Annotated in this window: 15 protein-coding genes; 7 read left to right on the top strand and 8 right to left on the bottom strand. The window is 41.4% G+C overall.

Annotated elements, in window-relative coordinates:
* The 3 genes from A3775_RS09120 to A3775_RS09110 form a co-directional block, all read right to left on the bottom strand.
* On the bottom strand, nucleotides 1-473 hold a 473-nt coding region (locus A3775_RS09120), incomplete at its 3' end, for an ATP-binding cassette domain-containing protein (RefSeq protein ID WP_156481585.1).
* Nucleotides 474-483: 10 nt separating this feature from the next.
* Nucleotides 484-1,647, bottom strand: a complete 1,164-nt coding sequence (gene devC / locus A3775_RS09115; protein WP_066424634.1) for an ABC transporter permease DevC — start codon at nucleotides 1,645-1,647, stop codon at nucleotides 484-486.
* A gap of 85 nt (nucleotides 1,648-1,732) precedes the next feature.
* Nucleotides 1,733-2,968, bottom strand: a complete 1,236-nt coding sequence (locus tag A3775_RS09110) for an ABC exporter membrane fusion protein (protein WP_066424632.1) — start codon at nucleotides 2,966-2,968, stop codon at nucleotides 1,733-1,735.
* 125 nt (nucleotides 2,969-3,093) lie between these two features.
* On the opposite strand from A3775_RS09110, the gene A3775_RS09105 reads away from it, so the two are divergent.
* From A3775_RS09105 to A3775_RS09095, 3 genes are all read left to right on the top strand, one after another.
* A complete protein-coding gene (locus A3775_RS09105; protein ID WP_066382244.1) occupies nucleotides 3,094-3,639 on the top strand; it encodes a PadR family transcriptional regulator in 546 nt (181 codons plus the stop codon).
* Nucleotides 3,640-4,560: 921 nt separating this feature from the next.
* Complete coding sequence (locus tag A3775_RS09100) at nucleotides 4,561-5,004, top strand: hypothetical protein (RefSeq protein WP_197480117.1); 444 nt, start codon at nucleotides 4,561-4,563, stop codon at nucleotides 5,002-5,004.
* 75 nt (nucleotides 5,005-5,079) lie between these two features.
* Nucleotides 5,080-5,598, top strand: coding sequence for an HPP family protein (locus tag A3775_RS09095; protein WP_066382246.1), 519 nt, complete (start codon nucleotides 5,080-5,082; stop codon nucleotides 5,596-5,598).
* 120 nt (nucleotides 5,599-5,718) lie between these two features.
* Here A3775_RS09095 and A3775_RS09090 read toward each other — a convergent pair whose 3' ends face one another.
* Nucleotides 5,719-6,795, bottom strand: coding sequence for a glycosyltransferase family 4 protein (locus A3775_RS09090; RefSeq protein ID WP_066382247.1), 1,077 nt, complete (start codon nucleotides 6,793-6,795; stop codon nucleotides 5,719-5,721).
* A 583-nt stretch (nucleotides 6,796-7,378) separates the two neighbouring features.
* Here A3775_RS09090 and A3775_RS09085 point away from each other — a divergent pair.
* Nucleotides 7,379-8,182, top strand: a complete 804-nt coding sequence (locus tag A3775_RS09085; RefSeq protein ID WP_082803704.1) for an ABC transporter permease — start codon at nucleotides 7,379-7,381, stop codon at nucleotides 8,180-8,182.
* Between the two features lie 354 nt (nucleotides 8,183-8,536).
* Complete coding sequence (locus A3775_RS09080) at nucleotides 8,537-10,387, top strand: bifunctional serine/threonine-protein kinase/formylglycine-generating enzyme family protein (RefSeq protein ID WP_066382249.1); 1,851 nt, start codon at nucleotides 8,537-8,539, stop codon at nucleotides 10,385-10,387.
* Here the strand turns inward: A3775_RS09080 and A3775_RS09075 are convergent.
* From A3775_RS09075 to A3775_RS09065, 3 genes are all read right to left on the bottom strand, one after another.
* A complete protein-coding gene (locus A3775_RS09075) occupies nucleotides 10,376-11,011 on the bottom strand; it encodes a PEP-CTERM sorting domain-containing protein (RefSeq protein WP_066382250.1) in 636 nt (211 codons plus the stop codon). The genes A3775_RS09080 and A3775_RS09075 overlap by 12 nt on opposite strands.
* 595 nt (nucleotides 11,012-11,606) lie before the next feature.
* Nucleotides 11,607-14,969: an S-layer family protein gene (locus A3775_RS09070; RefSeq protein WP_066424627.1), complete on the bottom strand. Its 3,363-nt coding sequence runs from the start codon at nucleotides 14,967-14,969 to the stop codon at nucleotides 11,607-11,609.
* Between the two features lie 92 nt (nucleotides 14,970-15,061).
* On the bottom strand, nucleotides 15,062-15,466 hold the full coding sequence (locus A3775_RS09065; RefSeq protein WP_066382254.1) for a pentapeptide repeat-containing protein: 405 nt from the start codon (nucleotides 15,464-15,466) through the stop codon (nucleotides 15,062-15,064).
* Nucleotides 15,467-15,897: 431 nt separating this feature from the next.
* Between A3775_RS09065 and A3775_RS09060 the strand changes: the two genes are divergently transcribed.
* Both A3775_RS09060 and A3775_RS09055 read left to right on the top strand, forming a co-directional pair.
* Nucleotides 15,898-16,374, top strand: a complete 477-nt coding sequence (locus A3775_RS09060) for a hydrogenase maturation protease (protein WP_066424625.1) — start codon at nucleotides 15,898-15,900, stop codon at nucleotides 16,372-16,374.
* 356 nt (nucleotides 16,375-16,730) lie between these two features.
* On the top strand, nucleotides 16,731-19,529 hold the full coding sequence (locus tag A3775_RS09055; protein WP_066424623.1) for a bifunctional acetate--CoA ligase family protein/GNAT family N-acetyltransferase: 2,799 nt from the start codon (nucleotides 16,731-16,733) through the stop codon (nucleotides 19,527-19,529).
* A gap of 1,028 nt (nucleotides 19,530-20,557) precedes the next feature.
* On the opposite strand, the gene A3775_RS09045 is transcribed toward A3775_RS09055, so the two are convergent.
* Nucleotides 20,558-21,541 (bottom strand): protochlorophyllide reductase, encoded by a 984-nt coding sequence (locus A3775_RS09045; RefSeq protein ID WP_066424619.1) that lies wholly within the window; start codon nucleotides 21,539-21,541, stop codon nucleotides 20,558-20,560.
* Nucleotides 21,542-21,647 lie beyond the last annotated feature (106 nt).

The raw sequence follows: 21,647 nt of genomic DNA, 5'->3' as shown, positions 1-21,647 counted from the left end.
ATCACCCAAAAATTCATCCCACACTGCCCTATCGGGTCAGATGTGGGGCTTCTTTTTGATTTAGCTAACCCTACTGTGGTTAACATTTCCACTGTTTTGGCTTGCGCTTCTCTAGTAGAAATATTATCATTCATCTCAAACGGCATCTGCACATTTTGCTTGGCTGTAAGAAAACTTAATAAGTTATGCGCTTGAAATATATAACCAATATTTCGTCTCACTTCCACCATCTGATTTTTACTAGCACCACAGAGTTCTTTACCTAATATTTTTAGGCTACCTGATTGTACAGACCGTAAACTACCAATGAGTGTGAGTAACGTCGTCTTTCCTGAACCAGAAGGGCCAGTCATGATGACAATTTCCCCTGGTTGGATATCTAGATTAATATCAAAAAGGATTTGCTTTTTTAGCGAACCTTCGCCATAATAATGATTGAGTTGGGAAATAGCGATCGCAGGTGTTTCTAGCATAAGTTTATCCCTAAAAAATATCCGCCGGGTCAGCCGCCTGTAACTTACGCATGGCGATAGTTGCGGAAATTGAACACATCAAAGTCGTCAGCATAAATATGAAAATTGCCCTATCCATAGTCATCATGATAGGTAGCAATGTTGCTTGTCGGGTTATCATATAAAGAGCTTGAGAAATCGCAATACCAGGAATAAAACCAATGGCAGCTAAAATCAAAGCCTCTTGAAACACAATGATGAGTAAATAGCGATTTTTAAAGCCCATAGCTTTGAGTGTGGCATATTCTGGTAAGTGGTCAGAAACATCACTATACAAAATTTGATAAACAATCACCGCACCAACCATAAAACCAATCACTGCACCCAAAGTAAATGTAAATCCTACAGGTGTGCTAGTATTCCAAAAGTTTTTTTCTTGAGTCACCAACTGTTGTTTAGAGAGAACTTTCACATCATTAGGTAAATTGGCTTTTAAATTAGCAATTACCCAATTGACATCTGCGCCAGGTTCTAATTTGATCACTCCAAAATCGATTAAACCTTGCTGTCTTCTATTATTACCAAATAATCGCAAAAAATTTACATCGCTGGTAATGACATTACCATTGATTCCGAAGGATGTTCCTAACCGAAATAAACCCACAACATTAATTTTTCGGTTGTTTAATTCGGTAGTGACTTGATTGTTAGCGGTAAACTCATCAACAATCTTCCCAAATTCTTGACGAGAACCACGGTCAAACAAAACTGTATCTGGTTCTCTGAGGTATGTTAAATTCTCCGCTACACCCGGTAAGTTAACTACTTTTTCCTCTGGATTAAACCCAATAGCATAAATGTTCCAAGTTTCTTGATTATCAGGATTTTTCCAGGGAATAAAATCTAAATATATCGGATGAACTGATTTTACACCTGTAAAACCTAAAGCCTGATATAATCTGCGTTGCGAAAATGGATCAAGAGAAATTAAAGCTTTATAGCGAGAACTCACTAAGACAATCTCACCTTCAAGACTATTATGTAGTTGTACCGCGCTATCAAACAAAGCCTCACGGATACCCAATTGCAAAAACATTAGCACATCTGCAAAGGCAATACCAGCGATCGCTACCAACATCCGGGCTTTTTCCCGCGACAATTGCAACCATGCAACAGGAATTTTGTGTTTAAACATAGTTATTAGTTATTAGTTATTAGTCATTAGTTATTAGTCATTAGTCATTAGTCATTCTCCCTCATCACCATTTCCCCAGGATTCTTTAATTTTGAATTTTGAATTTTGAATTTTGAATTGATTTCTCCCCACTAATCGCTACTTTCACCTTAGAATTAGTTAACCCCGCTACTCGCTGGCTTGATTCTGGATTTAGGCGGATTTTTACTTCTACTACTCTCGAATCAATATCAGCAGCCGGGTCTGTGTTAAGTACGTCTTTTTTACCAATTAATAAGCCAATTTGCTCAACTTTTCCGGTGAGTTCTCCCGGTAAATTCATTTGGGTGATAGTTGCACTTTGACCAATTTTGACGCGATTGATATCAAGTTCATACACCTCTGCAACTACATACATTTGCTGAGTCTGCCCAATTTCTACAATTCCTTTATCGCTGACTACTTCCCCACCCCAAGTATGAATTTTTAAAATTTGACCAGCTTTCGGTGCTTTCACATCAGCTAAATCTAAGTTTGCTTCGGCTTCTTGGACGGCGGCTTTAGCGTTTTCTACTTCTGCTTGTGCGGCTTGCACATCGGTAGGACGTACCTCTGCAATCTTTTCTAAAGTCGCTTTTGCTTGTCTGAGTCTTTCTCTTAAAGTTTCTGATGTTTGATAGCGGTTAGCAATGGCTTCTCTTAAACTCTCTTGCGCTGTTTCTAATATCAATTTTTTACTATCTCGCATGGATGCAGAAACAGCCCCGGTTTCTTGCAGATATTGATAACGCTGATATTCCAGTTCAGCATTTCTCACTTCGGCTTCTAAGCGTTTGACTGTCGCCACCCTCGCCGCTACTTGTTGACGTAGTTCCGCTTCTAATTCCGATATGATCGCTTGTTGGGCGGCAATTTCTCCGTCTTTAGCCCCGGCTTTTACCTGTGCTAATTGGGATTGAGCAACTTTAACCTGTTGTTTAGCTCTATTTAAAGCCGCTAGCCGAGTATCGCGATTATCTAGGATAGCAATGATTTGTCCTTTGTTGACGCGATCGCCCTGTTTTACTAAAAGTTCTCCTACCCGGTTACTACCAGCACTCTGTGACACCGATACCTGTATAACTTCTCCTTGGGGTTCTATCCGTCCTAAAGCTGTCACAGCTTGGATGACAGGACGATTATCCATCACCACGGGAGTAGTTTTTTCAGCCGAATTTCGCACACTAGATAAAAAATATAACGAACTTGCACCACTGGCTACAGCTAACACCACAGCACCCACCATCAGATATCTATTGGGATGCTGAAAATTTCTCACCCCGTCTGAATGAAGATTTTGCATAAAGTTACCGCCTATTGGCAGCTAAATTTACTGTACACAACTTTAGTTTATAAAGTTGTTTTATTCAACTTGTTGTATACAAACTCTAGTGTACACTGTAGAAAATATCTGTCAAGTAGTTGGTTATGGGTTTATCGCAAGCAATTTTGACCTGTTTAATTGATGCTCCCCACAGTGGGTATGATCTGTCTAAGGTGTTTAGTGAAAGCGTGGGTTATTTTTGGCAAGCTTCCCAGCAGCAGATTTATAGAGAACTAGGTAAACTAGAGTCTGCGGGTTTGATAGTTTCCGAGATTATTCCCCGTGAAGGTCGTCTAGACAAAAAGATTTACTCAATTACAGAACAGGGAAAACAGCATCTAATCGAGTGGATGCACAAACCTAGTGAACCTGACGTAATTCGAGAAGACATATTAGTGAAAATTTTTTCTGGCGGTTTAGTACCAGTTAGTGTGCTGATAGAAGACGTAGAACGTTACCGGAGAATACATCTAGCCAAATTATCGACATATAGAGAAATCGAGAAAGAAAAATGTCCCCCCTCGAAAGTCTTAAATAAGGAAGAAAAACTCAGAAATTTAGTTTTAAAAGCAGGTATGCGCTATGAACAAGAATGGATTTCTTGGTGTGATGAAGCACTGGAATTATTAAAAAATCTACCACCAGATTGAAGTATGATGTTATTTCAGGTTTTATTCAGTAATTTGAGTTTTAGCGATAAATAAAACCCCAGAAATTAAAATTTCCAGGGTTATCCTCGTGAACCACCATTTTATTTTTATCTAAATAATGGTTGAATAATTAAAACCATATAGACATAATTTCTGGAATTATATCTTCATTAATAGTTATCTAAATAACTACATTCATTAAACAACATAGCTGTCAGTCGGCTAAAAATCGTGTTTTTAACAGAGAATTTACTTAAATTAAAAGTATATTTTAAACATTAGTTTTCAGACATATCTAATTGACTTATGTCTAAAAAGAGAATCTCATGTACTTGATTTCTTTGAAAGATTCCACAACAATAAAGTCAGCCTCTAGCAATATAGTAGGCCATCTTGGTAATAACCTAACCTTATCCAATGTCCGTAGTCCGCCCATGCGGACTTTATTTATTTTTAACTAAATGGTGAATACATGAGATATCAGGTTTCTACAGTTAATAATCAAGCACACAACCATCAATAAAAAGTATTAGGTATTATGTCCGAAAATTTAATTGCCTTAGCTTGATTTAATTAATTAATTCTGGAAAAATAAAAAAGCTATCTGACATAACTATTGCTTACTAAGGTAGCTATTGGCCCTTATAGATTGTCCGCTTCGGCGGACTTTTTTAATAGGATGATTTTAGTTTGATTGCTAATAAAATATTCAATTAATCTTAGCTTTGTTTGGGATGAATATAAGTGCAGCTTGATAATTCAGTCCAGTAAATCAAGCTTGTAGGCTCTAAATAGAGAGCATAAGGTCAAAAATCCTGGTTTAGAGTGAATAATTACCGAATTTACCCAGTAGCGAAATTCCAGAAGGCTGCTATATTCTAATTGGATACGTAACAGCGCAGTCTGATGGGAGAAAATTCTGTGAGTAATATAAACAAAAAGAGATTAGACGCGATTTTCGCAATTGCTACTTATGCCGTTGGTAGCGGGGCTGCTTCAGCTGTACCCACACCAGGGGCAGAAATTCCCAAACAGGTAATTCTAACAGCTTCTGATATTTTAATGTATGTAAGTATTTGGAAAACTTATTTTCAAGATGATGTATCTAGTCAGGGAATTGTAAAAATGTTGACACAACTGGGTTTAGTTACAGTGGGTGTGACAGGAACAGCTTATGTAGCAGGTAAAGCAACTACAGCAATATTAAAGGAAATTAATAATTGGACAGGGCCATTAGGATGGGGTGTTACAGCTGTAATCGCAGGTTCTTTCACTGGTTTATTCGGTGTGATGTGGGCATTATATTGTGATTATCTTTATTCTCAAAAAATCAAGAGTCAAGAGTCAAGAGTCATTAGTTATTAGTTATTAGTCATTAGTTATTAGTCATTAGTCATTAGTTGTTCTCCCCTGCTTCCTCTGCTTCCCCAGTCCCCAGTTATGAGTAAACAACGCTCCAGTTTACAACCTATACAGGGTGCAAATCGGCGAATTAGACGCAGATTAGATATTAAAGGAGAAATCGCGCTAGTTGCAGCACCAACTGTAATTGTGTTGATAGTTCTATCATTGATAGAAGCACTGAGTCAGCAACGATTATTATTTGCTTCTCTGGCTTCCAGCGCATTTTTGATTTATCTTGATCCTTATCACGGTACAAACACAGTCCGTACCCTGGTGATCGCGCAAATGATGGCTGCAACTATTGGATTTATCATTTATTTGTTGCTGGGTAATGGCTATCTTTCTGGGGGACTGGCTATGGTAATTGCGATCGCTCTCATGATTACATTAGACGCAATGCACCCCCCAGCCGTTTCCACCTCCCTGAGTTTTGCCTTAAAAGCTGGTAATATTAATAACCTACTTTTATTTGCTTTGGCTGTGGGAATAACTGTAATTTTGGTGGGATTAGAGCGTTATACTCTTTGGGTAATCGCACGCTACAGTCGGCACTGAAGGAGTCATTATTGCGATTACAGGATGGCGATGCACTCCTAAAAATTCGCTCAAACCCTGATTTTTACGTTGTGTACTGTGCATCGCCCTAGGTTTATTGAGAATGGTGCAAGATATCAGCTATATCGCGTAACTTACTGTACTGCGGAGATGTCCATTATAAGCAAATTTCTCTTGTAGAATTTGCTGATACACTGCTTCATAACCATCAGTCATTGCTTGCAGACTAAAACGGTTCTGCACATACTCCCGGCAGGTATAACGGTTTAACTCTGCAACTTTAGCGATCGCACTCACGCATTCTTCAATGTTATTGCATAAGAAACCGGTTTTACCGTCGGCAATCACTTCTGTAGTTGAACCCAATTTCATCGCAATCACTGGTGTACCTGATGCCATTGACTCCACCATCACTAAACCGAATGGTTCGCGCCAAGTAATCGGAAACAAAGTTGCCACTGCACCACCCATGAGTGCATTTTTCTGAGTATGATTTGCTTCCCCTAAATACTCTATTTGCTTACCATCAATTAAAGGTTTAATTTCTTTTTCGTAATATTCCACATCAACAACATCTACTTTACCGGCTATTTTTAACCGCCAACCCGCTTTTTTCGCGATTTCTATGGCTAAATGTGTGCCTTTTTCTGGAGATATCCGACCTAAAAATACTAAATATGGCGGTTCATCAGGCTGAGGATAAAACTTATAGCTACTCACATCAATGCCATTGTAAACTGTTGCCAGATAATTCAACTCTAATCTTTGTTCTCTTTGTGCATCAGAAATACTCACAAACGGCTGATTTTTAGCATACTGAAACATTTTTTCGTTATCAGAGGTAAAAATTCCGTGTAGGGTGTGAACTGTCGCATTTGTCACCAATTTTGCATAAGGTAATGACGCACAGCCCATGTGTGAGTGGATGATATCAAACTCGTCGGCACGTTCATATACTGTAGCTAGTTGTAGCATTTCGTAAATACTACATTCTTTAACGCTAGAATCAAGCCTTAAGGCGCGGGGATGAACTGATACTAACTTCGCTAAACTGAGAGAGTCTCCCGACGCAAACAGTGTTACCTCATGTCCACGTCGAACTAACTCATCGGTTAGTAACCCCACCACTAACTCTATACCGCCATAAGCTGGCGGTGGTACTCTCTCCCATAATGGGGCTACTTGAGCAATTCGCATCACAAACCTCCTCTAAACTCAGCTTGAATTAGGTGTGTTTGTTTATGGTTTCAAGAGTGCTTGTCGGTTATTTATTTAGCACTAGAAACTAGCTTTTAACACCAATTTTAAAGTTAAATACACCCAAATTTTATGCTAACAATTCTTGTTTAATGGTCTATCCTAGTAGGGATTTCACCCTATTCCTCAGAAAAGATTTTTGCCTGATAATTTAGAGTTTATTTACATCCAAATAGTAATTAAAGCAGATTATTAGATGGCGTTAAATGTCAAAAATATGTTGATTTTTACCAAATTCTCGGTTTTGACATCCCCGACAAGAGACTTTATTCATGAGACTTGTGTAAGTCTTCATAGTTTATGTACATTCAAATAGCAATTAAAGCTTGTTTACGGCTGTATTAAACCTCAGCGTCTTTGCGCCTCTGCGTGATATCAATGATGTGGTAATTATCTCAAGCCTAATTGGGCATTTTGTAGGCGTAACCCTTACCCTAGGCTATGAGAGCATTTCCCCCAGGGGGTTGACGTTTGCTGTTTCCTAGAATATATTTTTTATCGGCATACTATAAATAATAAAAACGTGAATATCTCTCCATCTCCCAAAAAACCGCTTGTCAAATGGCAAGCGGTTTTCTCAGTCATCATGTTTGTGTTTATGTACCTGCCGATTATGGTACTAGGGTTTTATAGTTTCAACCAATCACCCTACAGTGCAACTTGGCAAGGGTTTACTTTAGATTGGTATACCAAATTGCTCAGTGACGAGCGCATCCTCTCAGCCTTGAAAAATAGTTTAATCGTCGCCTTGAGTGCGGTGAGTGTCGCCGCCGTCTTCGGCACTTTGATGGCGGTAGGTTTGGCGCGTTATCAGTTTTTCGGGAAAAAACTATATCGTGGGATTTCTTACCTACCATTAATTATTCCTGATATTGCGATCGCAGTCGCTACCCTGGTGTTTCTCGCAGCCTTTGCCATCCCCTTAAGTTTATGGACAATTGTCGCCGCCCATGTCGTCTTTTGTCTAGCTTATATTGGATTGGTAGTATCTTCACGCATGACTAATTTAAATCCCCACTTAGAAGAAGCCGCCCTAGATTTAGGCGCGACTCCAGTACAAGCTTTTATTCAAGTATTATTACCTCAGTTAATGCCGGGAATTCTAGCAGGTTGTTTACTGGCATTTGTACTCAGCTTAGATGACTTTCTCATTGCTAGCTTTACCGCCGGAAGCGGTTACAACACCCTACCAATGGAAATTTTTAGTCGCATTAGAACAGGTGTGAAACCTGATATTAATGCTCTGAGTGTTTTACTCATGCTAGTATCTGCTTTTGTAGCGTTTATAGCTGAATTAATTCGCGCCTTTGGTGAACGAAAAAATTAATTAATCCTTTAGAATTCACCAACCTGAATTTTCCCGATCTTATCCCTGGCTAAATACTTATTTTTCCCAGCCACCGCTTCATTTTTGGGGTAATTAATCTGGGATTACGCCACGGGTTGACAAAGGCAATTTTTAACTATATTATTATTTTGTAATAAAAATTAGTGCGGTTGCTGAAACTAACGTTTAAATTGCATCAGCAGCCAGCATTAAATTGATAAAATACCTTCATCTGTATTTTTCATATAGTTAGCTATACAGATGAAATATTTTAATAATTGTTTGTCTAGATATATGTTTTCAAAGCAATCCTATTGGGGCTAACTTTGGACAAGATGCTATTATCTCCTCATTATGCAAATCTGCCAAAATCCCAATTGCTCAAATCCATTCAACCCTGAAAGCAATAAATTTTGTATTAGTTGCGGACATAGCAACTTCGGCAAACTGTTGCGAAACCGCTATCGTGTTTTGGGGTTATTAGGTGAAGGTGGATTTAGCAAAACTTATGCAGCCGAAGACGCAGACAGGCTAAACGCCCCTTGCGTTATTAAACAGTTCTTTCCCCAAATCCAAGGAACTGGGCAACGTAGCAAAGCCGCAGAAATTTTCAAAGAAGAAGCATTTAGGTTATATGAACTCGGAGAAAATCACAACCAAATCCCCCGATTATTAGCTTACTTTGAACAAGGTTCAAGCTTATACTTGGTACAGGAATTTATTCCAGGGCAAACTCTCTTACAAGAAGTACAAAAACAGCCCTTTACAGAAATGCAAGTGCGCCAAGTTCTAGCTGATTTGTTACCAGTTCTAGACTTTGTTCACACTTGTAATGTTATCCACCGCGATATTAAACCAGACAATATCATTCGACGTGAAACTGATGGTAAGCTGGTTTTGATTGATTTTGGTGGAGCCAAACAAGTTACTCAAACTAGCCTAGCTAGACAAGCCACAGTAATTTATACCCTTGGTTACGCGCCAACCGAACAAATGGCAGGATTTGCTTGCCCCGCCAGTGATTTATATGCTTTGGGTGTAACTTGTATCAGACTTTTAACCCAATGTTTACCACAACCAAATGTTTATGGACAGATTGATGATGGGTTGTATGATCCGATGAATGCCCAGTGGTTATGGCAAGATTATTTACAAAATAAAGGTATGATTATTAGTGATAATTTAGGCAAAATTTTAGATAAATTAACTAAACATTTACCCAGCGAAAGATACCAATCAGCCGCCGCAGTTCTCCATGATTTAGAACAGACAATTACACCAACGGCACAAACACAAATTGTGGTAGTCAATCAACCGCCAGTAGAACCATTAACCGTTACACTGCAAAAAACTAAACTACCACTACCGCCGCTACAAACCTTTGAGTTTGATGTAGTTAGTGTAGATACTGCTGGCAGAGAAGTTAACCGCGATCGCACTGTGGCAGAATACTTTAGTGAAGAACTCAACAAAGACATCACCTTAGAAATGGTAGCGATTCCCGGTGGTATATTTATGATGGGTTCCCCTAACTTAGAAGGCGATGCGGACGAACGTCCCCAACATCAAGTAGCGATCGCACCCTTTTTTATGGGAAAATATCCCATCACACAAGCACAATGGCGGGCTGTAGCAGCCTTACCCAAAATCAAACAACCTTTAAATCCTTATCCCTCCAAATTTAAAGGTTATCATCGACCAGTAGAAAACGTCTCTTGGCACGAAGCCGTAGAATTTTGTGCCAGACTCTCTTGCAAAACCGGACGAGATTATCGCTTACCCAGCGAAGCAGAATGGGAATACGCCTGTCGTGCAGGCACAACCACAGCCTTTCACTTTGGCGAAACCATCACCCCAGAATTAGTCAACTTTAGCAGTGGCGATAACTCCAGCCTAGAAGCAAAAACCAGAACCCGGAAAGAAACCACCGATGTCGGCAGTTTTCCAGTAGCCAACGCCTTTGGATTATATGATATGCACGGGCTAATTTGGGAATGGTGCGCTGATCCTTGGCACAACAATTATCAAGGCGCACCCACAGATGGAAGTATTTGGGAAGAAGGCGGTGATATTTATCGCCGAGTCTTGCGTGGTGGTTCTTGGAACTTTGGCGCAGAACTATGTCGCAGTGCTAGCCGTAGCTGGAATGAGTCAGACGGTGGCTTAAGAATTTGTGGCTTTCGAGTGGTATTGTCAGCAGCTTGACTGACGACGGCGAGAAATCATCATACCACTGGCGACTAAACCCAGCCCCAGCAAAGTAGCTGGTTCTGGCACTGCTTGAGATTCTTGGTTAGCAGCAATATTAGCAACGAATAAAGAAGCGTGAGATAACTCCTGAGCTTCTCCGTTCTGGTTGACAGCAACACCTATAGTATTGAACAGTCCTGATAAACCTTGACTCCAATCATAATTTTGGAATAAATAGGCACTGTAAGAGTTGCTAGTCTTCAAATTCACTACAAAGGTGTTACTGCTTAATTGCTGTAACAGACTCCAACTACCAGTAGCAGAACCGTTATCTGATGTAACATAGGCATTTGACTCATCTGTTTTGCCAGCTAGCGACCATGTTACACCATCGCCAACATTACTGCTAAATAGGCCACCATTCAAGTCACTCAAAAAACCTGCGTCGTTCCCAGAAAATGCACCTTCACAAGCTGTAGCAATTACTCCCCCCAGCGAGATATCGCTGTTACTACATATAGCAGCTGAAATCGTTTGGTTTTGTGCTGGCTTTGCTTGTGCAGGCGCATTCATCACTGCACCAAAAATTCCAGTAGTTAGGAACAGGGAAGCCGACAGATGAAAAAATCTGTTTTTCATATTGGATATAGCCTTAAATTCAGAGAACTAGATTTTGATGTCTGCAAATAGCTCCTGATACAAATTCACTATGTCTATCCACAACAGAAATTCTGTCTGTAATCTTTTTGGGAGTGACCGGGATTAATAACACAAAAGTCTGATGATGAAATAACCTCTGGAATTTGTATAAGGTTTGGTTATCTCTCAATCTATGAGATTTTGTCAGTTTTTGTCTATATTTATCTATGATTTTTATCAACAATTTAAATGTCAACTATTAATTTAATCGCTAGATAAAGTAGTGAGCAAAATATTTGCGATAAATACCTAGAGTTTATCAAAAAAATAAATTTAACTCTGTAATATTACGGTTAGTTTGATTTGATTTCTCATATTATATGGCAGTCTCATCATAGATGAGCAGGACTTACGTAACTGACATATTAGTAGGGTGCGTCAGATATCAAAAATAGGTTTTTAGACAGCATTTAAACAGTCTAACGCACCTGACAAGACTCAATCAGAATAGGTGGGCATTGCCAACAACTTAAACTAAGGCTGACAGCAAGTTGCAAGTAATGCCCACCCGAATGGTGCAAGATATGACTATATATCAACTAGCACAAATGGGGTGTATTAATGCTGGATTTTGAGATGTCGAATTGGGTGTTTCTGCCGTAAGAATTAAATTACCATGAGCATCCAATGTTAAAGCTTTGGCTTCAACAATAGTATGAGGTGAATAACTGCTAACTTTTGGGTAATTGACCTGATTTTTAGCGACATTATTGATATGATTGACATTAATCCAGCTAGCGATCGCTGACTCACTCTCTAGTGTGTCGTAAGGATTAGCTGGGATTCCACCCTTACCAGTAATCAAAAATTCATTTGCCTGTCTAGCTACAGCAGCATTGGTACGACATTTTTGAGCAATGCGATTTGAAACATCACTGACATTTGATGGTAGTTCCATTAAGCCGCGACTGGGATCTACTTCTGGGGTAGTAATTTCCACAGTACCGCTTAACTCTGGAGTTGCACCAGTCGCCGTAATATCACTTTCTGGAGTCAAGCCTGTACGGAATTGCGTACCAGTAATACCTTCAGCCGTAATTTTCACACTACCACCCCGAAAATCAGCCGAGTTAGCACTAATATCACTATTCTCAAAAGCCGCTAACAACTGAGTATCAATAGTAATATTACCGCCAACCACATTACTACCTCTAGCGTTGGTAGTGATGCTACTATTACCCCGTAGCAAAATTAAGTCTTGAGAACGCAAATTAATATTAGCTTGTGGTAGGTTAGACTTAGCATTCACACCGCGAGTATCCGCACTAATAAAAGCTTGATTATTTAAATCAATAGAACCAGCATTAATATGCAAGTTACCCGCACCACCTTCGCCTCTACTCTGCACCGCTATACCTGCTTTTTGCCATACTTGCAATAAATTCGTGTTTATGATCAAGTTACCTGCATTGCCTGTAGAGTTGGCGGCAGCTGTCGCAAACAAACCGCTAGGAAATGCACCATTAACAGCAGTACCAATCAATTGCATTCTATCTGGAATATTCAGAGTTAAATTACCACCCTTACCTGCACCGCTAGTGCTAACACCAACTTGCGCCCCATCCCGCACCAGCAAACTAGGGCTATTAACTACTAAATTACCAGCATCCCCAGTAGCATTAATGGCGGCAGCAAACAAACCACTAGGAAATAAATCCTCATTGCCAGAAGTTCCTATCAATTCAATACCCCCAGTCGCCTTGACAATGACATTGCCGCCCTTACCGCTACCAAAGGTACTAGCACTGACTTGCGCCCCATCCCGCACTAACAAACTAGAGGTATGAATATTTATTTCTCCTGCATCTCCTCTAGTAATAGACTCGTCAACTTTTGGTATGTCTATATCATTTATCCTGATAGGATTAGCTTGAGTAAACAAACCACTAGGGACATTTTGACGAGAAACACCGATAAGTTTTATCCCCTCAGTCGCTTGTACATTTAAATTTCCCCCCTTACCCACACCAAAGGTACTAGCACTAACCTGTGCGCCATCCTGCACCAGTAAATTACCAGTCAAAATATTTAAAGTACCGGCTTCTCCCGTAGCTAGGGGATTTGCCCTCGTAAATAAGCCGCTAGAAATCCCGTTTGCCGAAGCCCCTAAAAGTTGCACCTGTTGAGTAGCATTAACTTTTAAATTACCACCCCGCCCTTCATCAAAAGTGTTAGCACTAATTTGTCCGCCATCTCTTGCTACTAATTCACGGGTATGAATATGAATATCCCCAGCATCTCCCAAGCCTGGAGCATTACTAAACAAACCACTAGGTAGAGTATTTTCGATTTGCAAGCCAGGAACAAACGGAAAACCTTTTAACATAATATCAGGTACAGGCTCATCTATTAGTCCATTATTCTGTGCATCAGTGGCAATTTTACCAGTTGGAGAAGTCCCAGTAATTTCTACTTTTTCAGTGGCATTCACAAGCAGATTACCAGATTGATTTTCACTATAATTCATAGTAAAAATCTGTGCGCCATCTGTAATTGATAAAAATTTAGTGTTGATTGTGAGCTTGCCACTATCTTCACCTTCAAAAGTTGTAGTAAATAAACCACTAGGATAAGTTTCTGGGAATGAGCTACCAGATAAAGTCACCGATTCTGAGGCATTGACAGTTAAATTACCTCTATTTACTGTTTCTACAGCATTAAAAAGACTCAATAAAGCCGGCGAACTAGGAACACTAATGCTAGAAGAATTAGTGATGATTTGTGAGCCGTCCCGCACCGATAAGTGCCGAGTATTAATAGTCAAATTACCTGCTGCTTTGGTTGTGTCTTCGGAAGCTGTCGCAAATATCCGACTAGCATTGTCAGAGAGAACATTAGGGTCGGCGATTACTTGTATTGTCTCTGATGCGTTGATTGTCAAATTGCCTATCTCTACGCCAATATAAGACCCGTCTTGGACTAACAAATTTTTGGTATTTATGGTAGTATTACCAATATCAATAGGCGCAATCGCCGATAAAATACCAGTTCTGTTGAAGATTTGAATACTATTTGTAGTATTGATTATCAAATCATTTCCTGCTTTCACAAGTCCATTGTCGATGAGCAGATTTTTACCAGTGATTTGGATATCACCTAAAGTATCAATGTTAGTTCCTGGTGATAGTTGAATGTTGCCTAATTGGGAAACAGCATCAAAGTTAAAGCTAAAGCCAAACTTGCCACTATTAAAGCTAACTTGACCTTCAGACGCAACACTCCCTAATTCTATTCTGCCCCCAGCTTGGATAGTTTGAATGTTTGTATTTTCTAACAAGACATCGCCACCAATCAAAGCTAATGTTTGGTCTGCTGTTACTTGCAGCACAGATGCGCCTTGAACTTGAATGTGGCCGGGATTTGCACCGAATTGTAACCCAATGGGAGTATTAATAGTGAGTAGGGGTGTAGAGTCTTCTGGTTTAACATTAAACTTTTGATTATTAGTAAAATTAATACTGTTGGCGGTACTAGCAACAAAAGAACCACCAATCTGTAGACTAGCATTGGGGCCAAAAATGATCCCGTTGGGGTTAATGATGAATAAGTTAGCTTGATGATTGGCTTGTAGCAAACCATCAATATAGGATGCTTGTTTACCTGTGATGCGGCTGAAAATATTTTGAATATTGGCTTGATTGTTAAAGTAAGCTGTATGTTTCCAAGGTAGGGAAAACTCAGAAAAGCTGTGAAAGAGATTATGCCCTACCTGTGTGCCGCCTTCAATGAAAAAGATGCTACCAGATTTGTTGACTAAAGTCGTATCTTCTGGTATAATACCAGCGATTGCACAATTGCTGATGCCCATCATTGCATTGATACCGACAACAAGAGAAATTACTGTGGTGATGCAATTAGGCTTGGGTTTTGTTTGTTCCAGTAAATGCTGAGTAAACACCTAATTAACTCGGTCAAAATTAATAAGTGTCAGCATAGCTGATGTCAAACAAAATGTATAGGAATGTACAACTGTTGTGAACATTCCTCAAATCAATTTTGACCAGAGTTTTCCTCTTTAATTTGTACACCTGCGGCAATGATGTCAAAATCTGGGGGAAAATGGGTGTTGCGATCGCAATCAGCTTTTTCTAAATTTGTGCCTTCCAGGTTAGCTAGGCGTAGATTTGCTGACATTAACATAGCACCTCTGAGATCCGCCTCTCGTAAATCAGCCTGACTCAAATCAGCAAAGCTTAAGTCAGCCCCTCGGAGATTTGCGCCTTTGAGATTCGCTGTACTTAAATCAGCATAGCTGAGGTCAGATCCTTTGAGGTTAACGCCTTGTAAATTAGCATCACCCAGTTCAGCCCGGCTAAAATCTCGCTGCCCCTCAGTGTAACTCTCTTTTAGAGAATCTACCGTACTAATTGGCTGTTGATAATTAACGTTAGACATAAAACAGCCTCACATATCATTGTTGATGAGTGTCTGGTTGTGTTGCGCTACACAGGTAAATGATAAAACTGCCTGAGTCGTTCCGGCACAATTTCACAGTAAAAATTAAACATTGAGTCATTAGTCATTAGTCATTAGTCATTAGTCATTAGTTTTTCTCCCCCTGCCCCTCTGCTTCCTCCGCTTCCTCCCCAATCCTTCACAAATTCCTCACATTTTTGCCCTATTATCCAAAATTGAATGACTTCAGCCGAACTCATTGATTAAATTCCCTGTTTTATTAAGATTTCCCAGGAGGGCAACCCAATGCCATACCTGAATTTATTCACTGCTTTTAATCTGTTGATTTATAGGCGTAATCAATAGTCATTAGTCGCCTCAATTGTGTTCCCCTGCTTAATTTAATTAATTAGATCAGAGAAGCTCAAAAAATGAAAAAAACTGTTATGGTGATTGGTTATGGTAACGACTTGCGGAGTGATGACGGTGTGGGACAAAGTATAGCCAATGAGATTGCTTCTTGGCATTTATCGTCTGTACAATCCCTTGCAGTTCATCAACTGACACCAGATTTAGCTGCTGCTTTAGCAAACACTGATTTAGCCATATTTGTTGATGCCTGTTTACCTGTGGATGGCTATGATGTCCAGATTCAGGCACTTTTACCTGATTGTGATGTTGATGGCAGCGTACATACCAGTAATCCGCGATCGCTGTTAGCTTTAACTCAAGCCTTGTATGGTAATTGTCCAACCGCTTGGTTAGTCACTATACCAGGAATTAACTTTGAAGTGGGCGATCGCCTCTCCCGCATTGCCGAAATGGGCAAAGCCGTAGCTTTAGTCAAAATTATTCAAATTCTAGACAAAGTAAGAAATTGTTGGGTAGATATTCGAGCCTCTGCGTAAATATACGGTATTGTCTCAATTTGTGGCTGTTGTTATCTGTACTTCTAAAAAAACCTTGAATTTTCGGTTGGAGCCAGCAAGTGTCAGTTACAGTTGAGGCAACCCTGACAGCAGATTTAGGGAAAATGAGGTAACAATTTTCAGCACAAAGCTTGATGCTAAGAGACTTTCCAACCTGTTTCCTGTTCCCTGCTGTCAGTATCGGTATCCCTCTGTGAACAGGTGTAGTGGTGTGAGTTCATCCTTTACCCTAAACCCTGACATCAACTTTTGATGTGCGCCGGCAGCGTGAATAAATAACAACCAGACTCAACCAAGGCGCAAGAGTAAATCCAGACAAATTAATTGGAAAATAAATGCAAATTTCTCTCAAGCAAACAGGCGATCGCACTACCAGCAATATAGATCGCGCTTATGATATTTTGCAAGCAGAGAAGGTTAACCCTCTAAATGCCATCTTTGCACCCCAAAGTGTCGCCGTCATCGGTGCCAGTGAAAAAGCCGGTAGTGTGGGACGCACTCTCTTATGGAACTTAATTAGTAATCCCTTTGGCGGTACTGTGTTCCCAGTCAATCCCAAACGCCATAGTGTACTCGGCATCAAAGCCTACCCCACAATTGCTGATATCCCAGAAACAGTTGATTTAGCAGTCATCGCCACCCCAGCCCCCACCATCCCCGGAATCATTGCTGAGTGTGTCGCCGCCGGAGTCAAAGGGGCAATTATTATTTCGGCAGGATTTAAAGAAGCTGGTGCCGAAGGTATAGCCTTAGAACAGCAAATTTTAGCACAGGCACGCGGTAAAATTCGCATCATCGGCCCTAATTGCTTAGGTGTGATGAGTCCCCGCACCGGCTTAAATGCTACCTTCGCCAGTGCAATGGCTCGTTTTGGCAATGTCGGCTTTCTCAGTCAAAGCGGCGCATTGTGTACAGCCATCCTTGATTGGAGTGTACGGGAAAATGTCGGTTTTAGTGCCTTCGTTTCCATCGGTTCCATGTTAGATGTCGGTTGGGGCGACTTGATTTATTATCTCGGTGATGACCCCCACACCAAAAGTATCGTCATTTACATGGAATCTATCGGCGATGCCCGGTCTTTTATCTCCGCCGCGCGGGAAGTAGCACTCACCAAACCAATTATTGTGATTAAAGCCGGACGCACAGAAGCCGCCGCCAAAGCTGCCGCCTCCCACACAGGCGCGTTAGCTGGTAGCGATGCTGTCTTAGATGCCGCTTTCCGGCGTTGTGGAGTATTGCGGGTTAATAGTATCTCTGATTTGTTCGACATGGCGGAGGTATTAGCAAAACAACCCCGTCCCCAAGGGCCAAGATTAACCATTCTCACCAATGCTGGGGGGCCTGGGGTATTGGCAACTGATGCGTTAATCGAAACTGGCGGCGAACTTGCCCCCATTTCCCCAGAACTAATTCACTCCCTTGACCAAATCCTACCCCCCCATTGGAGTCACAATAACCCAATTGATATTCTCGGTGACGCTGACCCCCAACGCTATGCCCAAGCTTTAGAAATCGCTGCCCAAGATGCCAATAGTGACGGTTTATTGGTGATTCTCACACCCCAAGCTATGACCGATCCTACCCAAACGGCAGAACAGTTAAAACCCTACGCCCAAATTACCGGGAAACCCATCCTCGCTAGTTGGATGGGAGGCGCAGATGTGGCGGCAGGAGAGATGATTCTCAATCGTCAACGCATCCCGACTTATCCTTATCCAGATACGGCGGCGCGAGTGTTTAGTTATATGTGGCAGTCTAGCTACAACCTGCGCGGTATCTATGAAACTCCTGTCTTACCTACAATTGATGCTGGGACTGGTATCCCCTATTGCAACTTAGTAGAAAATATTATTTCCTCCGCCCGTCAAGCAGGTAGGACGATTTTAACTGAATATGAGTCCAAACAGATTCTAGCAGCTTACGGCATCCCAACTGTCACAACTTGCGTTGCTACAACTGAGGATGAGGCGGTGCAATGTGCGGAAAATATGGGTTATCCAGTTGTTCTCAAACTCTATTCCCAAACTATTACCCATAAAACTGATGTTGGCGGTGTACAGTTAAATCTACAAGATGCCGATGCTGTCCGCCGTGCCTATCGGATGATTGCATCCTCTGTAGGGGAGAAAGTCGGGCAAGAGCATTTTTTAGGTGTGACTGTGCAACCAATGGTGAAAATGGACGGCTACGAATTGATTATTGGTAGTAGCCTTGATCCTCAGTTTGGGCCTGTGTTGTTGTTTGGTGCTGGGGGACAATTAGTGGAAGTATTTCAGGATAGCGCGATCGCACTTCCTCCCCTGAACACCACCCTAGCACGGCGGATGATGGAACACACCAAAATTTACAAAGCCCTCCAAGGTGTACGGGGAAGGCCAAGTATTGATATGGCAGCCCTTGAGGATATCATGGTGGCGTTTAGTCACTTGGTAGTCGAACAGCGTTGGATTAAAGAAATTGATATTAATCCTTTGCTGGCTTCTCCTCATCGAGAAAATAGTGAAAATGCTGCACTCCCCTCACTCATTGCCTTAGATGCGCGCATAGTTCTGCATGAACCGGAGATGACACAAGCCCAACTACCCAAGTTAGCCATTCGTCCCTACCCTACACAATATGTAGGAGAGTGGACAATGAACAACGGTACACCCGTAACTATCCGCCCCATTCGTCCTGAAGATGAACCTTTGTTGGTGCAGTTTCACCAGACACTATCTGAGGAAAGCGTTTATTTTCGCTACTTCCACCTGATGAAATTAAGCCATCGCATCACCCATGAACGGCTAACACGAATCTGTTTTATTGATTATGACCGTGAAATGGCCTTAGTTGTGGAACAGCAAGAACCAAACACCGGAAAAAGGCAAATATTAGCCGTGGGTAGATTGAGTAAATTACATGGGAGTAATGCGGCTGAGTTTGCGATATTAGTTAGCGATCGCCATCAATGTCAAGGTATAGGAAAAGAACTACTCCGGCGATTGCTGCAAGTCGGACGGGATGAGCAAATCACCCACATCACAGCCGATATCCTCGCCGATAATCGTGGAATGCAAAAAGTCTGCGAAAAACTCGGTTTTCGTCTCCAACGCACCAGCGATACCACCGTCATGAAAGCCGAAATCGCCCTTTAGCTTCCCACCCAACCAAACCAAACCCCTCTTGTACAGACGCGATTCCTCGCGTCTTTCCATTAACCCAATTTCCTATCAAAAAGGGCTTGCAAAATCCTCAAACTTCCGGTACTATATTTTTATAATGGGAATATAGTGCGCCCATATATATAAGGTCTAAAAAAAGACTCATACTGTCAGTTCGTAGTAAGGACTTTAGCTTGAACAGCAAGAAGCCTCACACTTACCGCGTTCGCGCAGCGTCTCGTAGAGAAGCGGAAGTGTTGAGATGAATTGCGCGTGAGTTGACGACAGTTCTGTGACCAATTTCTCCCGAAGGGAGAACAGGGAGCAGAACATGGAGGAAACGAGCAAAATATTTCAAAAATTTGATAAAATAGACTTGGTTAACTTCACCCGTATTGGTGTCTGATAAGCCTCTGCCCAGTGGCATTGCGACCATTGGTAAGCGACTCCGTTGCACAGCATAGAAGTAAGTAGGCACATCTTGATTAATACAAATGACCTCCGGGTTTGTCCTATAGCGCGAATAAGCCAGCATCTCATCCAGGACAGTAAAATTTGTAGGGTACAAGGTAAGAAATTGCATAATCTGCGGTAGGGCATTCCGTGGATTTAAAACAAAGCTCACCGCCTCCGTTCGCGTAGCGTCTCCGTCAGGAGAAGCAATAGCTGGATTGGGTGAGAAGCCCACACTGTACTGCTTGCAGTCAGTGTGGGAGTATGTCACTCCTTACATAATTCTGGTAGTCTCCCGTAACCTCATCTAAAGTTGTAGGGTGGGCATTGCTCAAGACACACCCAGAGTTTTAGATTGTTGGCTGTGCATTGCCAGACACTGATTGAGAATGGTGCAAGATATGATTGAACTCGCCCCTAATTGGTGGTAGTGTTGCCCAGAATTGGCAAGAGAGGACTAAAGTCCTCACTACAAACAAATTTGGCGACGATTAAGGATGTTTTCACCTCCTCAATCGTCAACCCTTAGTTTTTTCTCAAAGTTAGATTTAATTGCTAACGTCCCATATCTATCTGACAGCAGCTTGTGAGCTAACTGGTGTCAACCCAACTAGGTTTTCACTCAAATCCCACATCCGCTTGGCTCTAGCATCATCACTAGCCTGGGGCGAAACTTGCTGTACAAAAGACTGGCGGTTTTTCTTTTGACGATTTCCCCAACTCCAATACGCGCCTGATTTAGCGTATTCAGCATCAGCAACTACCATTGCTACCCTTTCCCCGGCTAATTCCTCAGAGACAAACCCGCCAGTAATGTATCTTTGGAAGATGGGGAATAGTTTTTGGAATAGAGGGTAGTGGTTGCGGAAAAGGGCTGTTGTCGCCACACAACCAGGATAAAGAGAACTGAAAATAATTCCTGTAGACTCGTGATAACGCCGATGCAGTTCCCGCATAGTCAGAATATTACAGACTTTGCTATCTTTGTAAGCCTTCACGGGTTCAAACTTCTTACCGTCAGCCATTGTAATCGGTGCTTTGAAACCTTCAGCAAAGCCTTGCAAATCGCCTAAATCTGGGCGTGGGGGAATTTTACCACCCAGTTCGTTGGGGTTATGGGTAACAGTTCCCAAAATTACCAGTCTGGCTTGAGCAGCTGATTTTTTCAAATCTTCTAGCATCAGGTTACACAGCAGAAAATGCCCTAGATGATTTGTAGCCATAGTTAACTCATAACCTTCTGGGCTGCGTAGTGGCTCTTTGATTAACGGCATATAAATCGCCGCATTGCATACCAAAGCATTGAGGGTTTTACCACTAGCCCGGAAATTCTGCACAAACTGGCGCACACTTTCTAAAGATGCTAAGTCAATGTGCATGATGGTGTAGCTATTCTCTGGCATTCCCACAGCTTGGGCCGCTTTTTGGGTTTTCTCCAAATCACGGCACGCCATAACTACGTGCCAGTTTCTCGCAGCCATTGCTTTGGCAGCGTACAAACCAACCCCTGAAGAGGCTCCTGTAATTACAACTGTTGACTTGCGTTCTTCCATTCTCTTGGGACTTCTCTAACTGTGGTTTAGTTTAATTTTTTTATGATCTCATACCATGTTTGCTATCAGCTGTGTTGATTTTGCCTCTGAGGCGGTGAAAGGCAGA

Origin of the sequence: Anabaena sp. 4-3, from assembly GCF_001597745.1 — a bacterium.
In the GTDB taxonomy this organism is placed as follows: domain Bacteria; phylum Cyanobacteriota; class Cyanobacteriia; order Cyanobacteriales; family Nostocaceae; genus Trichormus.
This window is presented reverse-complemented; position numbering and strand designations above follow the sequence as displayed.

What these genes read in the sequence shown, in the direction of transcription:
- devC (WP_066424634.1), bottom strand. Translation starts at nt 1,647, where the DNA reads ATGTTTAAACACAAAATTCCTGTTGCATGGTTGCAATTGTCGCGGGAA.
- A3775_RS09110 (WP_066424632.1), bottom strand. Translation starts at nt 2,968, where the DNA reads ATGCAAAATCTTCATTCAGACGGGGTGAGAAATTTTCAGCATCCCAAT.
- A3775_RS09105 (WP_066382244.1), top strand. Translation starts at nt 3,094, where the DNA reads ATGGGTTTATCGCAAGCAATTTTGACCTGTTTAATTGATGCTCCCCAC.
- A3775_RS09095 (WP_066382246.1), top strand. Translation starts at nt 5,080, where the DNA reads ATGAGTAAACAACGCTCCAGTTTACAACCTATACAGGGTGCAAATCGG.
- A3775_RS09090 (WP_066382247.1), bottom strand. Translation starts at nt 6,795, where the DNA reads ATGCGAATTGCTCAAGTAGCCCCATTATGGGAGAGAGTACCACCGCCA.
- A3775_RS09080 (WP_066382249.1), top strand. Translation starts at nt 8,537, where the DNA reads ATGCAAATCTGCCAAAATCCCAATTGCTCAAATCCATTCAACCCTGAA.
- A3775_RS09075 (WP_066382250.1), bottom strand. Translation starts at nt 11,011, where the DNA reads ATGAAAAACAGATTTTTTCATCTGTCGGCTTCCCTGTTCCTAACTACT.
- A3775_RS09065 (WP_066382254.1), bottom strand. Translation starts at nt 15,466, where the DNA reads ATGTCTAACGTTAATTATCAACAGCCAATTAGTACGGTAGATTCTCTA.
- A3775_RS09060 (WP_066424625.1), top strand. Translation starts at nt 15,898, where the DNA reads ATGAAAAAAACTGTTATGGTGATTGGTTATGGTAACGACTTGCGGAGT.
- A3775_RS09055 (WP_066424623.1), top strand. Translation starts at nt 16,731, where the DNA reads ATGCAAATTTCTCTCAAGCAAACAGGCGATCGCACTACCAGCAATATA.
- A3775_RS09045 (WP_066424619.1), bottom strand. Translation starts at nt 21,541, where the DNA reads ATGGAAGAACGCAAGTCAACAGTTGTAATTACAGGAGCCTCTTCAGGG.